Source organism: Phenylobacterium deserti, assembly GCF_003254705.1.
Lineage (GTDB): Bacteria > Pseudomonadota > Alphaproteobacteria > Caulobacterales > Caulobacteraceae > Phenylobacterium > Phenylobacterium deserti.
In genome coordinates this window covers 345332-368719 of the sequence record NZ_QFYR01000004.1, presented here as the reverse complement: position 1 = coordinate 368719, position 23388 = coordinate 345332, and the positions used below count along the sequence as shown (strand labels likewise).

The 23388-nt window shown below is 68.0% G+C and carries 19 protein-coding genes; 5 read left to right on the top strand and 14 right to left on the bottom strand.

Translation table 11 applies throughout. From position 1 onward, the window contains the following. Positions 1-34: 34 nt before the first annotated feature. A complete protein-coding gene (gene uvsE, locus DJ018_RS16515) occupies positions 35-1126 on the bottom strand; it encodes a UV DNA damage repair endonuclease UvsE (RefSeq protein ID WP_111516066.1) in 1092 nt (363 codons plus the stop codon). Then, positions 1123-2151, bottom strand: coding sequence for a DHH family phosphoesterase (locus tag DJ018_RS16510; RefSeq protein ID WP_111516127.1), 1029 nt, complete (start codon positions 2149-2151; stop codon positions 1123-1125). The genes uvsE and DJ018_RS16510 overlap by 4 nt, the downstream gene beginning before the upstream one ends. Before the next feature lie 159 nt (positions 2152-2310). On the opposite strand from DJ018_RS16510, the gene DJ018_RS16505 reads away from it, so the two are divergent. Further along, the gene (locus tag DJ018_RS16505) at positions 2311-3456 is read left to right on the top strand and encodes a pyridoxal phosphate-dependent aminotransferase (protein ID WP_111516065.1); all 1146 of its coding nucleotides are present in this window, start codon (positions 2311-2313) and stop codon (positions 3454-3456) included. Between the two features lie 57 nt (positions 3457-3513). Here the strand turns inward: DJ018_RS16505 and DJ018_RS19600 are convergent, their stop codons facing one another. From DJ018_RS19600 to DJ018_RS16485, 4 genes are all read right to left on the bottom strand, one after another. Beyond that, positions 3514-3783, bottom strand: coding sequence for a hypothetical protein (locus DJ018_RS19600; protein ID WP_205853800.1), 270 nt, complete (start codon positions 3781-3783; stop codon positions 3514-3516). Between the two features lie 146 nt (positions 3784-3929). Then, positions 3930-5855: a DUF885 domain-containing protein gene (locus DJ018_RS16495; RefSeq protein ID WP_111516064.1), complete on the bottom strand. Its 1926-nt coding sequence runs from the start codon at positions 5853-5855 to the stop codon at positions 3930-3932. A gap of 93 nt (positions 5856-5948) precedes the next feature. Continuing rightward, positions 5949-7367 (bottom strand): alkaline phosphatase PhoX, encoded by a 1419-nt coding sequence (locus tag DJ018_RS16490; RefSeq protein WP_111516063.1) that lies wholly within the window; start codon positions 7365-7367, stop codon positions 5949-5951. 87 nt (positions 7368-7454) lie between these two features. After that, positions 7455-8114, bottom strand: coding sequence for a J domain-containing protein (locus DJ018_RS16485; RefSeq protein WP_111516062.1), 660 nt, complete (start codon positions 8112-8114; stop codon positions 7455-7457). A gap of 53 nt (positions 8115-8167) precedes the next feature. On the opposite strand from DJ018_RS16485, the gene DJ018_RS16480 reads away from it, so the two are divergent. Next, complete coding sequence (locus tag DJ018_RS16480; protein WP_111516061.1) at positions 8168-8440, top strand: BolA family protein; 273 nt, start codon at positions 8168-8170, stop codon at positions 8438-8440. A 207-nt stretch (positions 8441-8647) separates the two neighbouring features. Here the strand turns inward: DJ018_RS16480 and DJ018_RS16475 are convergent, their stop codons facing one another. From DJ018_RS16475 to DJ018_RS16465, 3 genes are all read right to left on the bottom strand, one after another. Then, on the bottom strand, positions 8648-9034 hold the full coding sequence (locus tag DJ018_RS16475) for a response regulator (protein WP_111516060.1): 387 nt from the start codon (positions 9032-9034) through the stop codon (positions 8648-8650). Between the two features lie 305 nt (positions 9035-9339). After that, entirely contained in the window at positions 9340-10449 is a 1110-nt protein-coding gene (gene aroB, locus DJ018_RS16470) for a 3-dehydroquinate synthase (protein WP_111516059.1), read from the bottom strand. Continuing rightward, the gene (locus DJ018_RS16465) at positions 10446-10994 is read right to left on the bottom strand and encodes a shikimate kinase (protein WP_111516058.1); all 549 of its coding nucleotides are present in this window, start codon (positions 10992-10994) and stop codon (positions 10446-10448) included. Before DJ018_RS16465 ends, aroB begins: the two co-directional genes overlap by 4 nt. Positions 10995-11061: 67 nt before the next feature. Here DJ018_RS16465 and DJ018_RS16460 point away from each other — a divergent pair, with 67 nt between their 5' ends. Both DJ018_RS16460 and DJ018_RS16455 read left to right on the top strand, forming a co-directional pair. Then, positions 11062-12267: a hypothetical protein gene (locus DJ018_RS16460; RefSeq protein WP_111516057.1), complete on the top strand. Its 1206-nt coding sequence runs from the start codon at positions 11062-11064 to the stop codon at positions 12265-12267. Further along, the gene (locus DJ018_RS16455; RefSeq protein ID WP_111516056.1) at positions 12264-13178 is read left to right on the top strand and encodes a site-specific tyrosine recombinase XerD; all 915 of its coding nucleotides are present in this window, start codon (positions 12264-12266) and stop codon (positions 13176-13178) included. The genes DJ018_RS16460 and DJ018_RS16455 overlap by 4 nt, the downstream gene beginning before the upstream one ends. Positions 13179-13231: 53 nt before the next feature. Here DJ018_RS16455 and DJ018_RS16450 read toward each other — a convergent pair whose 3' ends face one another. Beyond that, the gene (locus tag DJ018_RS16450) at positions 13232-13978 is read right to left on the bottom strand and encodes a glycine zipper domain-containing protein (protein WP_111516055.1); all 747 of its coding nucleotides are present in this window, start codon (positions 13976-13978) and stop codon (positions 13232-13234) included. A gap of 250 nt (positions 13979-14228) precedes the next feature. Between DJ018_RS16450 and DJ018_RS16445 the strand changes: the two genes are divergently transcribed. After that, positions 14229-15188: an acetyl-CoA carboxylase carboxyltransferase subunit alpha gene (locus DJ018_RS16445; RefSeq protein WP_111516054.1), complete on the top strand. Its 960-nt coding sequence runs from the start codon at positions 14229-14231 to the stop codon at positions 15186-15188. Between the two features lie 105 nt (positions 15189-15293). On the opposite strand, the gene DJ018_RS16440 is transcribed toward DJ018_RS16445, so the two are convergent. The 4 genes from DJ018_RS16440 to secA all read right to left on the bottom strand — a co-directional run bounded on the left by DJ018_RS16440 (position 15294) and on the right by secA (position 23120). Further along, entirely contained in the window at positions 15294-18383 is a 3090-nt protein-coding gene (locus DJ018_RS16440) for a TonB-dependent receptor domain-containing protein (protein WP_165842954.1), read from the bottom strand. Between the two features lie 232 nt (positions 18384-18615). Continuing rightward, positions 18616-19626: a threonine aldolase family protein gene (locus DJ018_RS16435; RefSeq protein ID WP_111516052.1), complete on the bottom strand. Its 1011-nt coding sequence runs from the start codon at positions 19624-19626 to the stop codon at positions 18616-18618. Positions 19627-19668: 42 nt separating this feature from the next. Beyond that, the gene (locus DJ018_RS16430; RefSeq protein WP_111516051.1) at positions 19669-20268 is read right to left on the bottom strand and encodes a TetR/AcrR family transcriptional regulator; all 600 of its coding nucleotides are present in this window, start codon (positions 20266-20268) and stop codon (positions 19669-19671) included. Positions 20269-20363: 95 nt separating this feature from the next. Continuing rightward, a complete protein-coding gene (gene secA / locus DJ018_RS16425) occupies positions 20364-23120 on the bottom strand; it encodes a preprotein translocase subunit SecA (protein WP_111516050.1) in 2757 nt (918 codons plus the stop codon). Positions 23121-23388 lie beyond the last annotated feature (268 nt).

Genomic DNA, 23388 nt, shown 5'->3' with positions numbered 1-23388 from the left:
CGCGGAGGTGACCCGACGTCAAGTCAGGTGCGGATCAGGCGAAGGGCCGAGGCTCCTCAGGCAGGCGGCGCGCGCCTTCATCCGGGTCGGCGTCGTCCAAGGCCGCCTCGTCGATGGAAAGGGCCTCGTCGTCGGGCAAGGCTGGCGCGTCGGCGGGCGTCAGCCCGAACCGCGCCGCCACGTCGGGGGCGAACCGCAGGAGGTCCGAGCGCAGCTTCAGCAGCGCCAGGTCCTTGGACTTGCTTTCGAGCATGACGTCGAACTCCAACCCATCGGCGTCGCGCATGAAACGGGCGAACTCGAAGGGGTTGGTGAAGTCCGAATGGTTGGTGATCACGGGCGGGGCGAGGGTGGTCGTCTTCTTCTTGGTCTTCTTGTCCTGGCGGACGAGCTCGCGCATTTCCATGCGCGGGGTGGAGAAGTGGATTTTCGGCCTCTGCCCTTCGGGCCAGGTCGCCAGGATGCGCTTCAGGGCGTCGACCATGTCGAGCCCTTCCGGGTTCAGGCACCAGCAGTGCTGATAGTCGAACACGCACCGCACCCCGGTCTGCTCGTGCACCCACAGGACGTCGGCGGCGGAGAACCGGATGTCGTCGTTTTCCAGCACCAGCCGGCGGCGGACGTGCTCGGGCAGCCTCGGCCAACGCTCGGCCCACCGGGCGCGGCTCTGCACCGGATCGCCATAGACGCCGCCCACGTGGGTCACCATCACCGCCTCGTCGCCCAGGCCCATGCGGTCCAGCATCTCGGCCTGGGAGGACAGGTCCCAGATGCTCTTGCGGGTCAGGGTCTCGTCCGGGCTGTTCAGCAGGACGAACTGGGAGGGGTGGAAGGACAGGCGGATGCCCAGTTCGCGGGCCTTCTTGCCGATCGCCTGCAGCTCAGGGTCGCTCTCCTCCACCATCTTGTGGAACTGCGGCATGTCGGGATGGGTGGCGTAGGGCGCGAGGTCCGACGACAGCCGGTACATCTCGATCTTGCGGAGCTTCAGGTAGTCGAGGATCTGGTCGACGTACTCGAGGCTGACCTTCAGGTGCGGATTGCTCTGCCACCGACGCGTGTCGTTGCTCTTGATCTCCCGACCGAGGACCTTGACCGGGAAGCCCATGCGCAGCGGATGGCTCATTGCGGGAACTCCTGTTCGGGACCGAAGCCCAGGCCGCGCACGAAGGCGTTCCAGTCGGCGGGCCGCAGGGCGCCGCCGGTGGCCTTCACATGGCCTGATCCATAGTTCTCGTCGGCGCCCGCCGGGGCATGGCGCGCGAGGAATTCGATGAGGTCGATGTCGCGCGCCGTACGCGCCGCGAAGTGAACCCAGCCCGGGCGAAAGCCGAAGTTGGCGGCGAGCACGATCTCGTTCTTCAACCGGCCGCGCCATTGTTGGGCGACGAGGGGATGAATCTGGCAGGCCGAAGAGAAGCCGATCAGCGCCACGCCGCCTCGGACCACGGGTCCTATGCGCTTGGCCCTATCCAGAGCCTGGGCGACTTCGGTCTTGGCGGCGAGCAGGGCCTCCGTTTCCGGGAAACGGCCAGAGGTGACGTCCTTGGGGCCGGCGCCCTTCAGCAGCAGCGCCAGCGCTGGTCCTGCGTCTCCAGACGCTGAGCGGCGGCCGGCGTTCAGCAAGCTGGAGGCCTGGCGCAGGGCGGTCACGCCGTAGCGGCGGCGGGCCTCGGCCATCTCGGCAAACCCTGCATCCTCCGCCATGTCTCCCACGAGCCCGAGCGCCGCCAGCCAGAGCAGGTCGTCGGCCTCGGTCAGCTCGTGGGCGCACCACCAGGCGAGCAGGCTGGTGGTCGGGATCGGGTCCATCCGCCAACCTGTGATGGCCGCCACGGTGGGCGAGCCGCGCGGCACGTGGTGGTCGATCACCAGGGTGGGCGCATTCCAGCCGATGGGGCCGTCCCGCAGCCCAAGATCCAGCAGCATGACGCCGCCCGGTTCGCGAGCGCGCAGCCTGGCGGCCGTGTCCGCCGACCAAGGACTTTCGCCCCGGCCGAGAACCTGCGCCTCGGCTGGTCGGCCGGCACGCTCCAGCGCCTTCGAAAGGATGGCCAGGGCCGACAAGCCGTCCGTGTCGTTGTGACTGACCAGCAGGATCGGGCGGCTTGCATCGAAGCCGTCCAAGGCTTCGCTGAATGCGGTCCGCACCTGCCGCTCTGGGGACGGCGTCCGGATCTCGGTATCGGCGGTGGGGCTCAGCACGACCGGTGAACGGGCGAGCGGCGGTTTTCTATCCAACAGCGAAGGCAAAATTCGCGCCGGGGCGTCGCATGGCGTTCAGCGCAGAACCGGCGTAGGCGAGGGGGCATGTCCGCCGAGATCGAACCCTTTCACGCCATCGCCATCAGCCGGCTGGCGCACGAGCTGAAGGCCGAAGGTCGCTCCATCATCCACATGGAGTTCGGCCAGCCCTCCACCGGCGCGCCGGTGGCGGCGATCGCCCGGACGCATGAGGTGCTGGACGTTGACCCGATGGGTTACTGGGAAAGCCCGGCGCTCAAGGCGCGGATCGCTCGGCACTACCAGGATAGCTACGGGGTCGAGATCGCCGCCGAGCAGGTGCTGCTGACCTGCGGCGCTTCCCCGGCCCTGGTGCTGGCGCTGGCGTCGAGTTTTGAGCCCGGCGATCGCATCGCGCTCGCCCGGCCCGGCTATGTCGCCTATCGCAACGTCCTGAAGGGCCTGCGGATGGTTCCGGTGGAGATCGCCTGCGGACCGGAGGACCGCTATCAGCTCACGGCGCAGCACCTGGCGGAGCTGGAGCCCGCGCCGGCCGGAGTGATCGTGGCGAGCCCCGCCAATCCCACCGGCACGGTGATCGAACCGCAGGAGCTGGAGGCCATCGCCCGGGTGTGCCGCGAGCGCGGGATCCGCATCATCTCCGACGAGATCTACCATGGCCTGAGCTACGTCGGGCCGGCGCGCTCGATGCTGGAGTTCGAGCCGCAGGCGCTCATCGTCAACAGCTTCTCGAAGTACTTCAGCATGGTCGCCTGGCGCCTGGGCTGGCTCGTCGTTCCCGCCGCGCAGGTTCACACCGCGCGCGCCTATGCCAACAACATGTTCCTGACCGCGCCGTCGCTCAGCCAGCACGCGGGCCTGGTGGCCATGGACGCGCGGGACGAGCTGGAGGGACACGTGGCGGTCTATCGCCGGAACCGCCAGCTGTTGCTCGACGCCTTGCCGGAGCTCGGGTTGGACCGGATCGCGCCGCCGGACGGGGCCTTTTACATATGGGCGGACATTGGCAAGCTCACCGACGACAGCCTCGCCTTCTGCCAGCAACTGCTGCGGGACACGGGCGTGGCCACGGCTCCGGGCGTGGACTTCGATCCAGTCGAAGGGCGGCGCTTTTTCCGTATGAGCTTTGCGGTTTCGACGCCGCAGATCGAGGAAGCCATCCGGCGGCTTATCCCGTGGTTCGCCGCTGCGCGGGCGCGGGTCGCCGCCTGATCTCCGTAGGGGAAAAGCCACCCCGCCGGCGATGAACCGGCGAGGTGGCGAAGTGCGCTAGCGCTTCTTGCCGCCGCCCCAGCCGCCGCCCCAGCCGCCGCTCCAACCGCCACCGCCGTGACCGCCGCCGCCGTGGCCGCCACCACCACCGCCGCCGCCGCCGCCGCCGCCGCCGCCGGACTTGGCGATCGCCGGCGAGGACATGCTGGTGGACAGGAGCACGGTCATCGCCGGCGGCACGACGACCGCCAGCTTGCCCGCCGTGCCCAGGAACCGCCGGCGGTCTTCCGCGGCTTTCGACAGCTCTTCGTTCTTCTCAGCTTCCATTTTCCCAACCCAGTTTTCTGAACAGCCACAGCGCTGCCGTAGCGGCAGCACCGACGCCCAACCTGGGAAGCGGAGCCGTTGTTTCCGTCTCGCGGCTCAGCTTGCGAAAATGTGATCGCCGGATGCGGAGCGCGGCGGGCACGGCCTCAAGCTGCGGACAGGAACGCCTCGCGGATATAGGCCGCGGGGATCGTACCCATGCGCATCAGCCGCTCGTGGAAGTCCTTGGCGCTGTAGGCCGAACCCCGGGCGGCCTTGTAGTCCTCGCGCAGGGCGATGATCGCGGCCTTGCCCAAATTGTAGGTGATCGCCTGGGTCGGCCACTTGCTGTAGCGGTAGATGGCTCGTTGAGCCGTCACGGTTAGCGCGCGGGCGGTCGGGTCCTGCCCGGCCTTCTGGCGGGCGCCCGGATAGAAGGCGTGGTTGGCGTTGAAGTAGTCCACCGCCTCGTCAAAGCTCATCCGACCTGTGTGGATGCCCACATCGACGACGATGCGCACCGCCCGCATCAGCTGGCCCTGGAGTTCGTACAGGTACTCTCCCGGCGTGTAGAAGCCGTAGGGTCGCCCAGGGGCGGGCTCGCTCATCAGCTCCTCGGAGTAGAGACCCCAGCCTTCCGTGGCCGGGCTGTCGGACCACATGGCCGAAGAGTCCTCCACCGCGCCCGGCGTCAGCCAGCGGATGTTGCTGATCTCGGCCGCGTGCTGCGTCATGTACTTGAAGTGCCAGTCGTGGCCGGGGAAGCCCTCGTGGATCGCCGTGTCGGCCACGGACGCCCGGTTGTTCAGGGCCAGCGCCGCCGGATCATCGCCGGTCAGGGTGAGATAGAAGCGGCCGACGCCGGTCTTCTTGAACGGCGGAGCCGGATAGTAGGCGGCGTCGATCGTGGCGCGCAGGACCGGCGGCGTCTCGACCACGTCCAGCCGGTAGTCCGCCGGGATGTCGAACAGCTGCCGCTCGCGCCCGTACTGGACGGCCCGGCGGCCAGTATCGACGTACCACTGCAGCAGTTCGGCGTCAGACTTGGGCGAGTCCTTGGAGAGGTGCTCCATAACCGCCCGCACCGAGGCGTTCTTCGCCTCCGGGGTGGCGAAGGAGAGGTTCAGACCGGCCTCGCGCGCGACCTGTTCCGCCACCTCGAACATGCGGCCTTGGTAAAGAGCGACTTGTTGCTGGCCATAGGCGAAGAGCTCGGCGGCCGAGCGGCGGTCGCGCAGGTTGTTGCGCACCCGCCATTCGTAATCCTCGACGCCCGCGGCGAACCGGTCCTGCCGATCGCCTGCAAAGGCGGTGGTCAGGAAGGCGCCGAATTCGTCCCACGCGCGGGCTGCAGCCTCGCCGGCAGCCGTCAGTTGGCTGAGCGCTGCGGCCGCGAACGGGCGATCGCCCAGGTAGCCGCGGGCGAGATCGGGCAAGGTCTTGCGGAAGTACTCGGCGTTGGTCTTGGAGCCGCCGACGCCGTCGCGCTCGACCATCCGCCAGTCCGGCCGATTGCCGGCGGCGATGCCGGCCTGAAGGTTGGCCTTCGCAGCCTGGACATAGGCGGGAACGACCTGCGTGCGGCGGATGGCGAGCGCCCATTCGGCCTGGGTTCCGAGCCGCCCCCCGCCGGCGTCGGTCATCTGCTGGATCTGCCAGTCGAGGCCGCGGAAGGGCTCGGCGACGTAGGTGTCGACGGCCCGCTGGTGATAGCGCCGCTCCAGCTGGCGGATGATGAAGGCCAACTGGGCGCCCATCACCTCGTGGTCGATGCGCAGCTGGGGGGCGAGCGTCTGCGGACGAGTGGCGGCATGGGCCGTCTGGATCTGCCGATAGAAGGCGAGTTCACCTGCGAGGGCCGCGGGACGGTAGTCCCGCAGTCGAGCGTTGCTGTCAGCCAGCTCGGGCGCATAGGCGTCGCCGCCCAGATAGGTGGCCGTCACCGGATTGAAGCGCAACGCGCCCACGAAGTAGCGATCGCGCAGCGCCTCGAACGGCGTGGCGGAGGCGCGGGCCTGCGCCCAGGCGCCGGCGGGCGCGAGGGCGGTGAGCAGGGCGGCCTGCGCGGCCTGCACGACTGTACGGCGGTTCATCGGTGTTCCGAAGCTTGCGACGCCGCGGCGAGGGCCGGCGGCTAGGCGGCGGATGCTGCCACCGCCCAGCTTGCCTCACAAGCTGAGCCTGCCTCAGGCGCGGAAACGGCTCCAGGGCCCTCGGATCGCCAGGGTCATGCCCGGGCGGTAGACGTTCACGAACAGCGTCGTGCCGTCGGGCGAGAAGCAGCAGCCTGCCAGTTCGGAATTGCCGCCGACGTCCCCGTCGCCCGGATGGGCGTTGCGGCCGATGGTGTAGATCTTCCCTTCAGGCGTCACCGCCTTGAGGAAGTTCACCGAGCCCTTGTCCTTGTCCTCGCAGACGATGAGGTGCCCCCAGGGCGCCACGGCGATGTTGTCGCACATGCGCATCAGGTCGGCGTCGCGCGGCTCCACGAAAAGCTGGATCTGCCCCGGCGCGTCACGCTCGCCGGCCTGGCCTTCATGGGCGCTCGGTCGGTAGCGGAAGATCTGGCCGTACTTTTCCGGACCGCCGCTGGTGCAGGTGAAGAACAGCTCTCCGTCGCCCCAAAAGACGCCTTCGCCGCGGGCGAACCAGGCCGCGCCGGCGGCGTGGCCCCGGTCGCGCAGGTCGTTGTCGGGATTGTCGACGCCATCCACGTCGATCCAGCGAACCGGGCGGCTCTGGCCTGGATCCAGGTAGCGTCCGGTCCAGTTGCGCGGATCGGCGTCGGCGCCTTCCGCAAAGCCCAGTGCTTGCAGCCGGCCGCCGGACTGCGGCTTGCGGCGGTCGTTGGGAAGGAAGCGGTAGAACAGGCCGCGACCGTCGCCTTCGTCCTCTGTCAGGTAGGCGATGCCCGTGCGCGGGTCGATGGCCACAGCCTCGTGCCGGAAGCGGCCCATGCCGGTGATCGGCGTCGGGTCGGCCGGCGTGTTCAAGCCAGCGGGCACCTCGAACACCCAGCCGTGCGCCTTCTGGGTCCGGCGGCCGCCGACCTCGACGGTCTCTTCGCAGGTGAGCCAGGAGCCCCAGGGGGTGTGGCCGCCCGCACAGTTGGTGCTGGTGCCCGCCAGGCTGACATGGCTGGACACCATGCGCTGGGCCCGAAGGTCCCAGACCACAGTCGTGGTGCCGCCCGGCGCGGGCTTGCCGTCCAGCAGGCGATCGTAGGGACGATCGGCGCCCAGGCGCGAGGCGAGGGCGCCATCCGCGCCATAGGCGCTGATCGGGATGTCGGCGGGGTTGAGTTCGTGGTTGCGGACCAGCCGCACGAGGTCGCCCCCGCCCGGGAAGGCGTACATGCCGTCCATCTTGCCCGGTGTGGTGAAGCCGTCGCTCATCGGCTCGCCGAAACGCGAGACGATCTTGTAGGAGAATCCCTCGGGCAGGTCGAAGAGGCCGGCAGGGTCAGGCCGCAGCGGCCCGTAGCCGAAGACCTCGCTCTTGTACGGCGTGGGCGGCAGGCCTGCGTCCGCGTTGGCGATGCGCGACGCGCCCAGGAAAGCGAGACCGGCGGCAGAAGCAAGAACGGTGCGGCGGGACGCGGACATCAGGAACTCTCGACGGAGGAACTCGAGCGCGCACTACTCCTCCGCTGCGACGCTTTTGTCACGAGCGGCGGCTGTGACGCAGCGCCGCTAGACCATCCCTGCCTTGCGGAGCGACTGGTAGGCCTTGATCACCTTCTGCAGACGGCCTTCGCCAGCGCGGTCGCCGCCGTTGGCGTCCGGGTGCAGCCGCCGCACCAGCTCGGTGTAGCGCGCGCGGATCTGAGCGCTTTCGGCGTCCTGGTCGAGGTCGAGTTCGGCCAGGGCGTTGCGCTCGATCTTGCCCAGCTGGCGACCCTGCGGCTCCGGCGGAGGCGGGCGGGCGCCGCCAGCGTCGGCGCCGAACATGTTGAAGGGATCGCGATAGCCCTCGCCCTTGCCGAACTTGGCGGCGAAGGCGGCGGCCTCGCGGGAAGCGTTGCTGGCCTTCATTTCCCAGGTCGGGCGGCCGCCGGTGAACAGCTCGTCCTGCTGATGCTGGCGCACCTGCGCCTCGGTCATCCCGGCGAAGAAGTTCCAGTTGCGATTGTACTCCGCCGCGTGAGGCTGACAGAACCAGTAGTGCTCGTTCAGCATCTGCCGCGACTTGGGCGCACGCGCGCTGGCTGCGCGCCGGCAACCGGGATGGTCGCAGGCCCGCTCGCCCGGCTTGAGGGCGTGGACATCCTCGGCGGTCTTGTCCTCCTGTTCGGACGGCGGCCGAACACGGATGTCCTTGAACTTGGGCCTGTATTGAAAAGCAGACGGCATTCGCGGGAGTATGGGGGGGAGAAAGTCCCGTTCAAGAATTGAAGATCAGAGCCATGGGCGCCATAATCGATGCCATCCACAACAAGCTTACGGCAGCGTTTCAGCCCACCCGGCTGGAGATCCAGGACGATTCCGCGCGCCACCATGGCCACGCAGGCGCACGCGAAGGCGGCGAGAGCCACTTCAACGTGCTGATCGAGGCGCAGGCCTTCGCCGGTGCGCCCAAGGTCATGCGCCAGCGGATGGTCTACAAGGCCCTTGCCGAGGAGCTTGCCGGCCCCGTGCACGCCTTATCCGTCCGCGCAGTGGCCCCGGGCGAAGCCTAGCTGATCCGCGCCTCAACATTTCTGCAGAACAGTTCTGCCGAAACGGATATGGCGCAGCCGCAGCCTTGACCCTATCTCCCGCGTCCCGACGGAACATCGTTCGGGATTGTCGAGGAGACGGGACGTGAAACTGCTGCTGCCGCTCGTCTGCCTGGCGGGCGCCCTGACCATTGTGCTGGGCTCGCCCGGCTGGGTTCTGAGCTACCTTTAGGCGGATCCGACCGCGGCGCGCAGCTCTCCGAGGATGCGCGCCAGGTCGCTTTCGCGGAACGGCTTCTGCAGCACAGGCGATCCCTTGTCGACGTCGCGCAAACCGGCGTCGCCATAGCCCGTCGCAAACGCGAACGGCGCGCCCTTCTGGCGCAGCACATCGGCGACCGGGAAGATCGGCTGCCCACCCAGGTTCACGTCCAGCACGGCGCAATCGAGATCCGCGCCCTTGGCCAATTCCAGCGCTTCGTCCAGGCGGGATGCCGGGCCAACGACCGTGCAGCCGAGGTCGGTCAGCATGTCCTCGATCAGCATCGACACCATCATTTCGTCCTCGACCACGAGGACGCGCAGGCCTTCAAGCTTGGCCGCGTCGTTGTTCATTCTTCTGGCTCCAAGGCGTGCTGCAGCGTCGCCGACCGGCAAGACAGCCCATCCGATGCCGCGTCAAGCCCCGCGACCCGCTTTGCCTTCGAATGCAGGCAGGCGGCCGTCCCGTTCCGGGGCGTGACGGCGAAAATAACGGACATTGGGCGGACGATCCCCCGATCGAGCAAGCTTAGCTAAAGTGTTGACGCCCCTCGTTGGTTCCGACGAGATCGCCTTTTCGGGGCGACGGTCAAGCGCGCGGCCGCCGAAATCTCCAGCCAAGCTTCAACTTTCGGATGCGGCGGGTGACCGGCTTCCTGTCAGGCGGCGCCTTCGGCCTGCAGGAACTTGCGCACCGCTGCGGCGTCCACATCCTTGGCCACAAAGGCGTCGCCCAGGGCCCGGGCTAGGATGAAGGTCAGCCGTCCGCCCTCCGCCTTCTTGTCCTGCCCCATGTGGCGGACGAGCTGTTCGGCCCCATAAGGGTGACCGGCCGTCTCCTCGAGGCGCGTCGGCAGGCCGGCGGCGGCGATGGCGTCCGTCGCGCGGCGGGCGTCCTGCGCAGAGCATAGGCCCTGGCTCGCTGAGAAACGGAAAGCGATGGCTGAGCCGGCGGCGACCGCTTCGCCATGCAGCAGCGCGTCGCCGTAGCCGGTCTCCGCTTCCAGGGCGTGACCGAAGGTGTGACCCAGGTTGAGCAGGGCGCGCCGGCCCTGTTCCTTCTCGTCCTCGGCCACGATCTCGGCCTTCATCTCGACCGAGCGCGCCACGGCGTGAGCGAGGGCGGCCGGCTCGCGCGCCAGCACCTGCGCGCCGTTGGCCTCCAGCCACTCGAAGAAGGCGAAGTCGCCGAGCAAGCCATACTTGATGACCTCGGCGTAGCCGGCGCGCATTTCGCGGTCGGAGAGGGTCGAGAGGACGTCGAGGTCCGCCAGCACCAGCCGCGGCTGGTGGAAGGCGCCGATGAGGTTCTTGCCGCGCGGTGTGTCGATCGCCGTCTTGCCGCCGACGGAGGAGTCGACCTGGGCCAGCAGGGTGGTGGGAATCTGGATGAAATCGATGCCGCGCTTGTAGATGGCGGCCGCAAACCCGGCGAGGTCGCCCACCACGCCGCCGCCGAACGCAGCCACCAGATCTCCACGATCGAGCTCTAGCGCCAGCAGCCGGTCGGATACGTCGGCCAGCCCTTCGAAGCTCTTGGTCTGCTCCCCCGGCGGTACGATCACCGGCGAGACGCTGATCCCGGCGCCCTGCAGGGCTGCGGTGAACGCCTCGCCATGCAGCTTCCAGACCGTGCTGTCGCTGACCACCGCCAGGCGCTTGCGCTTCAGGAGGGGCGCGATGCGCTCCCCGGCCTGGGCCTGCAGGCCGGAGCCGATGACAACGTCATAGGCGCGCTCGCCCAGACCCACACGGACGGTGCGCGTCATTGCGATTGAGACTCCAGGTGTGTGGTGAGCGCGCGGATGATCTGGTCCACCGTGACGTGGTGAGCGGCGTCGCCTGTCTCCACCGTCACGTCGGCCTCCGCATAGGTGGGGTAGCGAGCCTCGGCCTGGGCCTTGAGGACCTGCAGCGGGTCTTTGCCGGCTAGCAGCGGTCGCGTGTCCTTGCGCGCCACCCGGCGGGCGAGAACTTCCAGATCGGCCTTGAGCCAGACCGAAATCGCCTTGGACTTGATCAGGTCTCGTGTTTCCGCGCTGACGAACGCGCCGCCCCCGGTGGCCAAGACGTGCGGCGGCAACTCCAGCAGACGGGCGATCACCCGGCGCTCACCCTCGCGAAAGGCGGGCTCGCCGAGATCGGCGAAGATCTCCGGGATCGAGCGACCGGCGGCGGTCTCGACCTCGCTGTCGGCATCGCGGAACGGCAGATCCAGGGCGCTGGCGAGCCTGCGCCCTACACTGGACTTGCCAACCCCCATCAGGCCCACGAGGACGATGGTGCGGCGGCGCAGCGGTTCGAAACGGTCCATGGGCGGCCAAGGCTTTACACGAGCCTGCGCCCTCGCGCCAACCGCAGGGCTTGCGTATGATCGGCACATGTTGCGTTTCCCTGCGCTGGCCGCCGTGCTCCTCCTCACCGCCGCGCCTGCCGCGGCCTTGGCCCAGGCCGTCGAAGTCGCGCCGTTGGCGGCGCCGGACGCCTTTTCGATCGCCGGACGGCAGACCGGACTGCCCGCCACCGTCTGGCAGGGCGCCTCTATCGACACGGTCGGCAAGGTGCTGCCGCTGCTGGCCAGCAAGCCGCTTCCGCCGGCCGCCGCCGCCCTCGCACGGCGCGTGCTGGCGACGGGCGCGCCTGGCCCGCGGGGGATCGGCGCGGACGCCGGCCTGACCGCCGCCCGGGCGCAGGCTCTGACCGCGGTGGGGGATCCGGGCGCGGCCGCCGCGATCCTGGCGCGCGCGCCGGGCGTGGACCGCAGCGCCGAGCTTTCCCGAGCCGCGGCGGAGAGCGCTCTGCTGGCAGGCGACGATGCGCGCGCGTGCGCCATTGGCCAGGCCCTGACGGTGGGTCGGGAGGACGTCTACTGGCTGAGGCTGCGCGCATTTTGTCAGGCGACCGCTGGCGAGACCGCCCAGGCGCAGCTGACCTTTGACCTGGCCCATAGCACCTCGCGGGATGCGGTGTACGGCCGTCTGATGAGCGCAAAGCTGGCCGGCGCCGGCAGCCCTGGCGCGGCATCACTCCGCAACGGCCTGGACCTTGCCCTTTCTCGCAGCCTGGGCCTGGACCTTTCCGCAGCCAAGCCTGCGCCGGCGGTCGCCGCCGCGCTGGCTGCTGCGGAACCCACAGAGCTGACCTGGACCATCCCTGATGGAGAGGACGATGTCCTGGCGGCGGCGCGCGCCCTCGCCAGCGGCGGCGCTGTTCCTGTCGAGTTGCTGCAGCGCCTGCTGGACAACGCCGCAAAGGCCGACGTCAAGACCCGCGCGCGGGCGGAAGGCGCAGCCCTGCTGGCCTCCGCCTTCGCCGCGGGGGACAGCGCGGATGTCCGCGGACGCCTCGCGGCCCTGACAACACCAGAGGGCAAGACGCCGATCGGCCGTAATCTGGCGCTCGAGGCGGCCGCTCGAAACCGGCTGATGGGGGAGAGTGCGATGCTGGCGCTTTGGGCTGCTGCCGATGCCGGGACGGGCGGCGTGGCGATCGCCGACCGGGCACGCATCGTTCGGGCTTTGCACGAGAGCGGGCTCGAAGCGGATGCGCGAGCTTTCGCCATTGAAGGGCTGCTGGCGCTGAAATGAGCCAGGGTCGCGCCTGGGCCGAAGCCTTCTTGGAGATGATGGCGGTCGAGCGCGCGGCCGCGAAAAACACATTGTCGGCTTACACGCGTGATCTCGAGGACGCCGCCGGCTTTCTGGCGGGGCGTGGCCGCGACCTGTCGAACGCCTCTGCAGAGGAGGTGGAGGCCTACTTCGCCGCCCTCGGACAGCGCGGCCTCTCGCCGGCCACGGCGGCGCGCCGGCGCTCGGCGGTGCGGCAGTTCTACCGTTTCGTGCTGGGCGAAGGCTGGCGCCAGGACGACCCCTCCCGCCGGGTCGAGGCTCCGAAACAGGGCCGTTCGCTGCCCAAGGTGCTCAGTCGCGAGGAGATGGACCGCCTCATCGCAGCGGCTGCGGCCCGCGACGGGGCGCAGGGCCTGCGGCTGGCCTGCATGGTGGAGCTTGCCTACGCCTCGGGCCTGCGGATCTCTGAGCTCACGAGTCTTACGCTGGCGGCTCTGGCGCGTGACCCCGCCTATCTGATCGTCAAGGGCAAGGGCGGAAAGGAACGCCTGGCGCCGCTGAACGACACCGCCCGTGCGGCGGTGAAGGCCTACCTGGAAGCGCGCCCGGCCTTCCTGCCCAAAGGAGACAAGGCGAACCCGTGGCTGTTTCCGTCTCGCGGAGCGGGCGGGCGCCTGACGCCGCGCCGCTTCGCCCAGCTGCTGGACGAGGCGGCGGCAGACGCCGGAATCGATCCGGCCAGAGTCAGCCCGCACGTCCTGCGCCATGCCTTCGCCACCCATCTGCTGGAGGGCGGGGCCGACCTGCGTGTCGTGCAGACCCTGCTGGGACATGCCGACATCGCCACCACTCAGATCTACACCCACGTGGCCAGCGACCGTCTGGCCGAAGTGGTGCAGACCAAGCATCCGCTGGCGCGCAAAGGCTGAAACGAAAGAAGCCGCCCCGAAGGGCGGCTTCCAGTTGGGACCGGAGGTCTTGCTTAGCCGGTGATGCGATAGCGACCCTCGGCGTCCGGGCAGACGCGGACGTAGCGGTAGTCGCGGCCGGCGCTGTCCACCGGGGCAGGCGCCAGGCGGCACCGCTGCTGGGTGTAGTAGCTATAGCGGCTGGACCGACCCGCCGTCGGTTCGCGGTAGGGGATGGTCTCGTTGTAGCTGAAATACGGACCGCGGTTGTCGCACTTGTACTTGTCGTTGGCCCGGCCCACGGCCGCGCCGACGCCGCCGCCGACCAGAGCGCCCAGGACGGCGCCCTCGGTGCGGGCGTTGCGAGCGGCGACGTTGGAGCCCAGCAGGGCGCCGGCGATGGCGCCGATCGCGCCGGCGGTCACCGTCGAGTTGTTGTTGTTGCAGCTGACGCCGGCCGAGTAGGCGCTGTTGGCCCCGTAGCGATTGGCGTCGTAGGCGCTGCTGTAGCGGCTGTCGTAGGCGCCGTAGCGGGCGGTGTCCCAGGTCGGGGCGGGGCCGTAGCGGCGGACGTAGGCGCCGTAGCCGTAGCGACGGTCATAATCGGCGCGCGAACGCTCCCAGGCGGCGCGGTCGCGCTCGTACTGAACGCGGGCGGCTTCATAGTCGCTGCGATTGTATTCGTAGTTGGCGCGATCCCGGTCATAGCGGTTCAAGTCGCGCTGGTACTGCGGAGTCGGTTGATAGTATTGGGCGAAGGCCGGGGCGGCGGTCGTCAGCGCGATCGCAGACGCCATGGCGATGTGCAGGGGGGATTTCATAGTATAGCTCCGTTCTCTCCTCGGGAACGCACGCTGCGGTGTCAGCGCGGGTCGTGCGTCGTCTTTGAAGAGGCGGCCGTTCTGCCTGATGTCCCCCGGATCAGAGCGGGCCGGCGCGACCTCGGACTAACAAACGACCATTGACTGTTGAAGTTGCACCCAAGCGAGGCAGGCGGTTTGGCGCACTTGTGAGGCCAAGCCTTCCCGCCTAATTTCCGCCGCTTCGTAACCGTGCAGGAAAACGCCTCGTATGGCTGTGCATTACCTCGAGTTCGAGCGTCCCATTGCGGAGCTCGAAGCCAAGATCGAGGAGCTCTCCAAACTCTCGGAGTCGGCGGGCCCCGGCGCCTTCGACGCTGAGATCGACGCCCTGCGCACCCGCGCCCAGGAGATGCGCCGCGACGCCTATTCCAAGCTCGACGCCTGGCAGAAGACGCAGGTGGCGCGCCATCCCGACCGGCCGCACTTCGTCGACTACGTGGGATCGCTGATCGACGAGTTCGTGGAATTGCGCGGCGACCGCACCTTCGGTGACGACCAGGCGATCATCGGCGGGCTCGGGCGTTTCCGCGGGCGTCCGGTGGTGGTCATGGGCCATGAGAAGGGCCGAGACACCGTCACCCGCGTGAAGCACAACTTCGGCTATGCGCGCCCGGAGGGCTACCGCAAGGCGATCCGCCTGATGGAACTGGCCGAGCAGTTCAAGCTGCCCGTGCTGAGCTTCATCGACACGGCCGGGGCCTATCCTGGAATCGCGTCCGAAGAGCGTGGCGTGGCGGAAGCCATCGCCCGCTCCACCGAGAAGTGCCTGATGCTCGGCGTGCCCAACGTGGCGGTCATCACGGGCGAGGGCGGCTCCGGCGGCGCCATCGCCATCGCCGGCACGAACCGGGTCTTGATCCTCGAGCACGCCATCTATTCGGTGATCGCGCCGGAGGGCGCCAACTCGATCCTGTGGCGCGGCGCGCGCTCGGCGGCGGACGCGGCCAAGGCCATGAAGATCACCGCCCAGGACCTTTTGGCAATGAAGATCGTGGATCGCATCGTGCCGGAGCCGGCGGGCGGCGCACACTCCGACCCGCAGGCTGCACTCGCTAACGTGGCGGACGCTCTGGAAGACGAGCTGAAGGGGCTGGAAGGCCTGTCATCGGACGAGCTGCGCAAGCGTCGGGCGGACCGCTTCTACGCCATCGGCCGCACGCTCCAGTAGGGCGCCCGATCCGACCGAAAACAAGAAAGCCCCCGGCGATGTCGCCGGGGGCTTTTTCGTTGAGCGTGGGTCCGGGCTGTCGCCAGCCCGGACCTTCAGCTTTGATTAGAAGCGGGCGGTCAGGCCCACTTGGTACATGCGGCCGAAGACGTCGTAGACGCCGATGCCGGTCGTGCCGTACGGCGGCTCCACGTCGCCCACGTTGCGGACGATGAACCGGGCGCGGGTGCGATCCAGGCCCAGGCCGACGCCCTTCGTGAGGTTCGTCAGGTCGTAGCTGACCGCCAGGTCGTGGACCATGTAGTCATCGACCGTCAGCGGGTAGCGGGTCTCACGGGTGAAGTCGTTGTTGAACACCGACTGGTCGAGCCAGTTGACGGTCCAGACGACCGACAGCGCGTCACGACGGTAGGCGGTTTCCAGCTTGTAGGACCACTTCGGGTAGCCGATCTCGCCGTGGTCGCGGTTCAGGTCGAAGCCGAGGCCGGTGACCGAGGTCTGCTGACGCTTCACGTGCTGGACGTCGAGGTCGAACTCGATGCGACCGGGGTTGGAGCCCCAGAGGTAGTCGAGGCCGACGGTGTCGAGATCCAGGCGCCAGTCGAGACCGGCGGTGAGGCCTTCGAAGTTGGTGTAGCCAGCGTTGATGTAGCCGGTGCGCGGGCCGACCGAGACGCCGCCCGGACCGACAGCGCCAGCCGTCAGGATCTGACCCGCAGCGTCGGTGCCGGCGCCGCCACGCTCGAAGCGGCCGCAAGCATCAGGCGGCGAGCTCGGCGAGTCGTAGCAAACCTGCAGGATCGAGGTCAGGTTGAAGTTCGAGATCGCGTTTTCCAGGTCGATATCGACCCAGTCGGCGTGAACCGCGAAGTTCCGGATGAAGGTGGGCGTCCAGACGAAACCGACGCTGAACTGCTTGGCGATTTCGTTCTGCAGGTCGGGGTTGCCGGCCTGAGAGCCCTGCACCGTCGAGGCTTGCACCTGCGAGGTCAGGTTGAAGTTCGACGGCAGGCCAAGCGCCTGGAACGCGGCCTGGCAGTTCGCCAGACGCGTGGCCGGGTTCGGGCCAGCGTTGATGTTCCGGGCGTCGCACGGGTCCGTGGCGGTCATGAACGAGGTCGCGGTGGGGAGGCTCGTTTCGGTGATGGCCGGAGCGCGGAACGAACGGCTCTTCTGGGCGCGGAACATGAGGCCCGTCAGAGGCTCCCAGCGGCCGCCGTAGCTCCAGGCCTTGTCCTTGCCCGCCTGGCTGTGGTCGATGCGGCGGTAAGAGCCCTCGAACTCCAGGCGGCGCATGCCGAGGAAGCCGAAGTCGCCACCGAAGACCGGCACCAGGATTTCGCCGTAGCCTTCCTTGGTGTTGTACTTGCCGCTGATCGCGGTGATGGCGGCCGAGCGGCCGATCCCCAGTTCCTGCGGCTCGTTCGGGTCGAAGCTCGACTTCTCACGACGGTACTCGAAGCCCGCCGCGAAGCTGACGGCGCCCGCCGGCAGTTCGAACAGGTCGCCGCCCACGTTGCCTTCGAACACCGTCTGGATGAGCTTGAACTCGGACTCGAACTGCACCTGGACGTAGTTCAGAGCCGCTTGGCTTGGACGGCCGTAGCCGAACAGGTCCAGCGGCGCGCAGCCCGCGGCGCGAGCGGCGGGGTCGGCGCAAACCGGCGTGCCGGAAGCGTCACGCGTGACGTTGATCGCTTGCAGGAAGCGCGTCTGGATCACGTTGGGCGAGCTGAAGGAGCCCTTGCTCTGACCTTGGTTGGCCGAGAGGTTCCAGAAGAAGTCGCGGTCGAAGGCTTGGAAATCGCCTTCGAGCCCGACCAGGCCGCGCCAGGTTTCGGCGTCAGCGGTGGTCTTGTTGCTGCCGATGTCGGTCGAGGCGCGCGACAGGAAGAACAGGCGCTCACCCGGGTTGTTCGGGTCCGCCGGCAGAGCCGTCGGTTGGGCCAGAATGGCGGCGCGCGCTTGCGGCGTCAGCAGCGGGTTGGCCGTCGAGAACTGGAGGGAGGCCGAGCTGCCGCCGAAGATCGGAGCGTTGTAGATCGGCTGGTTGAACGGCTCTTCCGCGTCGAGCTTGCTGTAGAACAGTTCGACGTTCGCGCGGATGTTGTCGGTCACGTCGTAGTGGACGAACGTCGTCGCCACGTGACGCTTCACCGGCGAGATCAGCGAGCTCAGTTCCGCCAGGTTCATGCCTTGGCCGCCAGAGGCGATCGAGGCCTGGTAGAAGGTGCCGCTGTTGTAGGGCACCAGATTGCCGTTCGGGTCGAACTGCGCGGCGATGCGGGCGCCCGGGTTGCTCGGGTCGGGAATGGTCAGCAGGCCGCTCAGGGCCGAACCGCCCGTGCGGAAGGGCAGGCCGCCGAGGGTGACTTCCGGGATCCGGCGGTTTTCGATGAGGATCGCGCCGGCGATCAGGTCGCTGCCCGTGCGGTTCAGCGGGTTGTTCGCGAACGCGATTTGACGCCCAGTGACGTCACGATCGGTGAACGCGAGCGCGGTGGTCTCGTTGTACTCGTAGCTGCCGGCGACGCTCAGGCGGTCGTCCATGAACTTGCGGCCGGCGGTGATGCGGGCGCGCCAGTTCTCGCCATCGCCCTTGTCGGAGATGCCGTAGAGGCCGTCGACTTCAACGCCTTCGAACTCGGTCTTGGTGATGATGTTCACGACGCCGGCGATGGCGTCCGAACCGTAGACGGCGCCGCCGCCAGCCTGGACGATTTCCAGGCGGTCAACGAGGCCGGTGGGGATGACGTTCAGGTCGACCTGACCGCCGGCGCCCGCACCGGTGAAGATCGAGGCCGGGTTGCCGCCCACGAAGCGGCGGCCGTTCACCAGGGTCAGGGTGCGGTTGCTGCCCAGGTTGAACAGGTTGACGAAGTTCCGGCCGGTGCCGAAGGAGCCCTGGTCGCCCAGCGGGCTGATCGGGATACCCGCCGACGGCAGCTCGTTCAGGGCGTCGGCCACGTTGGTGAAGCCGCGCTCGTCCATGTTCTCGGTCGAGATGATCTGGACCGGCTGGATCGACGTCAGGTCGTTACGGCGAATGCGCGAGCCGGTGACGACGACTTCGGAGAGTTCCTCCTGGGACGTGGTCGCGGCGGTGTCTTGCTGCGCAAAAGCGAAACCGGGGACAGTCAGGGCGGCCGCGCCGGCGGACGCGAGAAGCGCTGCGCGCAACATCTGGAGTTTCAAGAGTGTCATCCTCGTAGAGCTCAGTTTGAGCTCGGCGCGAGACGAATCTCAGCCGGATCCGCCGCCGCGCATTGCGCGATCAAGCCGAACCAGCCCCCGCCGAACCTATGAGGCGTAACAGGGATGTTTCGAATGGTACGCGCAACTGTCACATTACGTGGAGTTCATGAACTGGACCGAGTGAGGCCAGAAAGACACAGTTTTGCCCAGCTTCCAGGCAGTGGCGCCTCAATCAGGCAAGTTTTTGCAGAACTTGGCCGATCTCCTGCACGGTCTCTTCCGTGGTGGCCCAAGAGCACATGAAACGCACCGAGCCGTCGAGGAAACGGTAGACGAACCAACCCGCTGAATGCAGCGCTGACAACCGTTCTTCGTCCATCTCGACAAAAACAGCGTTCGCTTCGACGGGATGCGTGATGCGGAACGGCATGGCGTCCGCCAGCTGGCGGGCCATGGCGTTCGCGTGCGCCGCGTGGCGCAGGAACGCGCCGGACTCCAGCATGCCGATGAACGGTGCGGCGTAGAATCGCCCCTTGGACGGCAGTTGCCCGCCCTGCTTCAGGCGCGCGTCGAAGCGGCGGGCCAGGGCGCGGTCGAAGATGACCACCGCCTCGGTCGGCGCCATGCCGGCCTTGGTGCCGCCGACCACCAGGATATCCACGCCAAGGCTCTTGATCTGCTTGAGGTCGAACCCCGCCGCGGCTGCATTCGCAAGCCGTGCGCCGTCCAAATGAACCCCGTAGCCCTTGGCCTTCACCGGCTGGGTGAGAGCAGCCAACTGATCAACGGAGTAGAGGGTGCCGTACTCCGTCGCGTTGGTGAGCGACAGGGTGGCCGGCGACTGGCGATGAGAGATGTCCGGCTGCGCCAAGGCGACGGTCAGCTCCGCAGGGTCGATACGCCCTGACGCGCCGCCAAGCCGGATCAGCCCGACGCCCTGGCCGAAGAAGCCCGGCGCGCCGGTCTCGTCCGTGCAGATGTGGGCATGATCGTGAGCCAGCACGGCTTCGAAGGGGCGGCACAGGGCTGCGACCGAGATGGCGTTCGCCGCCGTTCCTGACGCGACGAAGCGGACCTCGGCGTCTGCGTCCAGCATCTGGCGGATCAGGTCCCCGGCCCGGGCGCTGACCGGATCGGTCCCGTAGCCTGAGGTGAAGCCGGTGTTGGCGGCGACCAGGGCCTCGATGGCTTCCGGGGCGGCAGGGGCGGTGTTGTCTGACGCGAAGTCGTAGCGGGCGCTCATGGGCGCCTCTTTAGCCGAGACGCCGGTCTCGTCCACGCCCGATCATCTCGCCGGGCGAAGACCCCGTGCGAGCGCTGAATTCATGGCCTGGTGCAGCTCGCGGGCCATGCCTGGCGGCAGCTTGCCAGCCATCTCGAGCACCACGGCGCCGTGGGCCGAGGCCCAGAACATGGCCCCGATCTGCACCGGATCGCCCGCCAGCACCCCTTCGTCGATCAGGTCGGTGACCCAGCCGGTGAGGGTCTCCCTGGCCCGGGCGTTGGCGCGCACGAGGTCGGGATAGTCCTCCTCGTGCGGCTGGTTCAGGTCGAACATCAGCTTGTAGGTGTTCGGGTGGGCGAAGGCGAAGTTGACGTAGGCCTCGCCCACCGCCGCGCCACGCGCCCTGGCGCTTCCCGGCGCCGCCCTGGCGGTCTCGAGAGCGTCGGCGAACCGGTCGAAGCCGTTGGCGCGGACGGCCGCGAGGATGTCGTCCTTGTCCCGGAAGTAGCGATAGGGCGTCATCGGCGAGACGCCCAGCTCAGCCGCCAGCTGTCGCATGGTGACAGCGTCCAGTCCCTTTTCCGCAAACAGGCGCTCGGCGACCAGGCAGAGGCGTTCTCGGAAATCGGCGACGTCGGCTTCGGTCAGGACGCGGGGCATCAGCGCTCGCTCGCACTCCGGCAGGGCCGCCGAGGCTAGGGGCTCGAACTACCGCTTACAATGTATTTGGCGCTCGAGCCCGGCCGGGGGCGCGCTCAGACGAGCGCGCCGTGGCAGTGCTTGAACTTGCGGCCCGAGCCGCAGGGGCAGGGCGCGTTGCGACCCGTGGCCTCCCAGCCTTCCGGCAGGGCGGACATCGGCATGGCGGCGCGCTGGTCGGCCGGCAGACCGTCCGGGATGGCGCCCATCTGCGCGGCGTTTTCGCCGGTCAGCGGGTCCATGTGGATCTCAATCATCTCGCCTTGCGGCGGCGCCGGCGGGGCCTCGAACTCGAACTGCACGGTCATCAGCCAGCGGGTGACGTTCTGGCGAAAGTCGACCAGCAGCTTCTCGAACAGCGAGAACGCCTCGGTCTTGTACTCTTGCAGCGGGTCGCGCTGGCCGTAGCCGCGCAGGCCGATCACGTTGCGCAGGTGGTCGAGGTGCATCAGGTGCTCGCGCCACTGCAGATCGATGGTCTGCAGGATGAAGCTCTTCTCGACGGTGCGCATGTGGTCGCCCAGCAGCTCCTGGCGTTCCGCGGCGCGGGCGTCGGCGGCCTTGAGGATGCGCTCCTCGATCTCCTCGTTGGCGATGCCTTCCTCGGCGGCCCATTCGCGCACCGGCAGGTCCAGGCCCAGCAGGTCGCGGATGTGGGCGTCGAGCCCCTCGATGTCCCACTGCTCGGCGTAGGCTTTAGGCGGCAGGTGCCGGTTAACGATGTCCGTGACAGTGTCACGGCGCATTTCGTCCACCACGTCTGACACGTCGGCGGCGGCCATGAACTCGGCGCGCTGCTCGAACACAGCCTTGCGCTGGTCGTTCACGACGTCGTCGTACTTCAGCAGGTTCTTGCGGATCTCGTAGTTGCGCTGCTCGACGCGCTTCTGGGCCGTGGCGATGGCGCTGTTCAGCCACTTGTGGGTGATCGCCTCGCCTTCCTGGACACCAAAGGTGCGCATGATGCTGTCGAGGCGATCGCCGGCGAAGATGCGCAGCAGGTCGTCCTCGCAGGACAGGAAGAACTTGGAGCGACCGGGGTCGCCCTGACGGCCGGTCCGGCCGCGCAGCTGGTTGTCGATCCGGCGGCTTTCGTGGCGCTCGGTGCCCAGGACATAGAGGCCGCCGGCGTTCAGGGCCTGCTCCTTGAGGTCCTTGATCTCGGCTTCGATCTGCGCCTTGCGCTCGACCGACTGCTCGGGCGTGACCTCGAGACCCAGCGCGGTCTGCTCTTCGCGCCACTTGGCCAGCTTCATGTCGACGTTGCCGCCCAGCTGGATGTCGGTGCCGCGGCCGGCCATGTTGGTGGCGATGGTGACCGCGCCGGGGATGCCGGCGTCGGACACGATCAGGGCTTCCTGCTCGTGGTAGCGCGCGTTCAGCACGCTGTGCGGGATGCCCTTCTGAGGCTTGCCGTCAACTTCGAAGCTGTGGGCCTTGAGCAGGTCCGACAGATGCTCGGACTTTTCGATCGAGACGGTGCCCACCAGGATCGGCTGGCCGCGACGGTAGCAGTCCTCGATCTGCTTGATGATAGCCGCGTTCTTCTCCGCCTCAGTGCGGTAGACCTCGTCGTCCTCGTCGATCCGGGCGATGGCGCGGTTGGTCGGGATTTCCACCACTTCCATCTTGTAGATGTCGTGGAATTCCTGGGCCTCGGTGGCGGCCGTGCCGGTCATGCCGGACAGCTTGGTGTAGAGGCGGAAGTAGTTCTGGATGGTGACCGAGGCCAGGGTCTGGTTCTCGGGCTGGATGACGGCGCCTTCCTTGGCCTCGATGGCCTGGTGCAGGCCTTCCGAGAGGCGGCGGCCCTGCATCATGCGGCCGGTGAACTCGTCGATCAGGATCACCTCGCCGGCGCGGACGATGTAGTCCTTGTCGCGGGTGTAGAGCACGTTGGCGCGCAGGGCCTGATTGACGTGGTGCACCACCGAGACGTTGGCGGCGTCATAGAGACCAGCGGAGTCCTCGGCGAGGTGGCCGGCCTCCATCAGCATCTCTTCGATGCGCTCCTGGCCCTCTTCGGTGAGGATGACCTGACGCTGCTTCTCGTCGTGGTCGAAGGTGGTCGGATCCTGGATCAGCTGCTTCACCAGGGCGTCGACCGTTTTGTAGAACTCGCTGCGGTCTTCTGTCGGACCGGAGATGATCAGCGGCGTGCGCGCTTCGTCGATCAGGATCGAGTCCACTTCGTCGACGATGACGAAGTTGTGCCCGCGCTGCACCATCTCCGCCTGGTCGTAGACCAGGTTGTCGCGCAGGTAGTCGAAGCCGAACTCGTTGTTGGTGCCGTAGGTGATGTCCGCCTGGTAGGCGGCCTGGCGCTGACCCTGAGACAGGCCGTGGACGATGACGCCGGTCTCCATCCCCAGGAAGCGGTAGACCTGGCCCATCCAGCCGGCGTCGCGCTGAGCCAGGTAGTCGTTGACGGTGATGACGTGGACGCCCTTGCCCTCCAGGGCGTTCAGATAGGTCGGCGCCGTGGCCACCAGGGTCTTGCCTTCACCAGTCCGCATCTCGGCGATGCCGCCCTGGTGCAGGACCATGCCGCCGATCAGCTGCACGTCGTAGTGGCGCTGGCCCAGCACCCGGCGGGAGGCTTCGCGCACCACGGCGAAGGCTTCTTCCAGCAGGTCGTCCAGCTTGGCGCCGCTGGCGAGCCGTTCCTTGAACTCGGCGGTCTTGGCTTGCAGTTGGGCGTCGGAAAGGGCCTGGATCTGCGGCTCGAGCGCGTTGATCCGCGCAACGCGGGCGTGAAAGGCCTTGACCTTGCGCTCGTTGGAGGAGCCGAAGAACCGTTGGAAAATGCTCAAGGGAAAAGTCCGGTCTGGTGCGGACGCAGCGAAGCCGGAACATGGCGCTTCGCCCGCCTGGAAAACCCCTTTTCAGGGGCCGGCGAGACTTAAGCAGCGCCTAGTCGAGTGTCAACGCGGCGGGCCCGCGCAGCGGCTGGCCGAGCGCCACTTCGCGCATTGTAAACAATCGTCTGGAAGGATCGCGCCGGCTCGCAAGAGCCGCGGCGGGGCTTTGCAATCCTGCACTTTAGATGGCTAGAGGACGTCCGCCCTGACGGGTGGAAGG

Excerpts from the sequence above, each read along its gene's own strand:
- DJ018_RS16450 (WP_111516055.1), bottom strand. The coding sequence starts at position 13,978 with ATGAAATCCCCCCTGCACATCGCCATGGCGTCTGCGATCGCGCTGACG.
- DJ018_RS16465 (WP_111516058.1), bottom strand. The coding sequence starts at position 10,994 with ATGGACCGTTTCGAACCGCTGCGCCGCCGCACCATCGTCCTCGTGGGC.
- DJ018_RS16430 (WP_111516051.1), bottom strand. The coding sequence starts at position 20,268 with ATGCCCCGCGTCCTGACCGAAGCCGACGTCGCCGATTTCCGAGAACGC.
- DJ018_RS16435 (WP_111516052.1), bottom strand. The coding sequence starts at position 19,626 with ATGAGCGCCCGCTACGACTTCGCGTCAGACAACACCGCCCCTGCCGCC.
- DJ018_RS16505 (WP_111516065.1), top strand. The coding sequence starts at position 2,311 with ATGTCCGCCGAGATCGAACCCTTTCACGCCATCGCCATCAGCCGGCTG.
- DJ018_RS16490 (WP_111516063.1), bottom strand. The coding sequence starts at position 7,367 with ATGTCCGCGTCCCGCCGCACCGTTCTTGCTTCTGCCGCCGGTCTCGCT.
- aroB (WP_111516059.1), bottom strand. The coding sequence starts at position 10,449 with ATGACGCGCACCGTCCGTGTGGGTCTGGGCGAGCGCGCCTATGACGTT.
- DJ018_RS16445 (WP_111516054.1), top strand. The coding sequence starts at position 14,229 with ATGGCTGTGCATTACCTCGAGTTCGAGCGTCCCATTGCGGAGCTCGAA.
- DJ018_RS19600 (WP_205853800.1), bottom strand. The coding sequence starts at position 3,783 with ATGGAAGCTGAGAAGAACGAAGAGCTGTCGAAAGCCGCGGAAGACCGC.
- DJ018_RS16495 (WP_111516064.1), bottom strand. The coding sequence starts at position 5,855 with ATGAACCGCCGTACAGTCGTGCAGGCCGCGCAGGCCGCCCTGCTCACC.
- DJ018_RS16460 (WP_111516057.1), top strand. The coding sequence starts at position 11,062 with ATGTTGCGTTTCCCTGCGCTGGCCGCCGTGCTCCTCCTCACCGCCGCG.
- uvsE (WP_111516066.1), bottom strand. The coding sequence starts at position 1,126 with ATGAGCCATCCGCTGCGCATGGGCTTCCCGGTCAAGGTCCTCGGTCGG.
- DJ018_RS16475 (WP_111516060.1), bottom strand. The coding sequence starts at position 9,034 with ATGAACAACGACGCGGCCAAGCTTGAAGGCCTGCGCGTCCTCGTGGTC.
- DJ018_RS16485 (WP_111516062.1), bottom strand. The coding sequence starts at position 8,114 with ATGCCGTCTGCTTTTCAATACAGGCCCAAGTTCAAGGACATCCGTGTT.
- DJ018_RS16480 (WP_111516061.1), top strand. The coding sequence starts at position 8,168 with ATGGGCGCCATAATCGATGCCATCCACAACAAGCTTACGGCAGCGTTT.
- DJ018_RS16455 (WP_111516056.1), top strand. The coding sequence starts at position 12,264 with ATGAGCCAGGGTCGCGCCTGGGCCGAAGCCTTCTTGGAGATGATGGCG.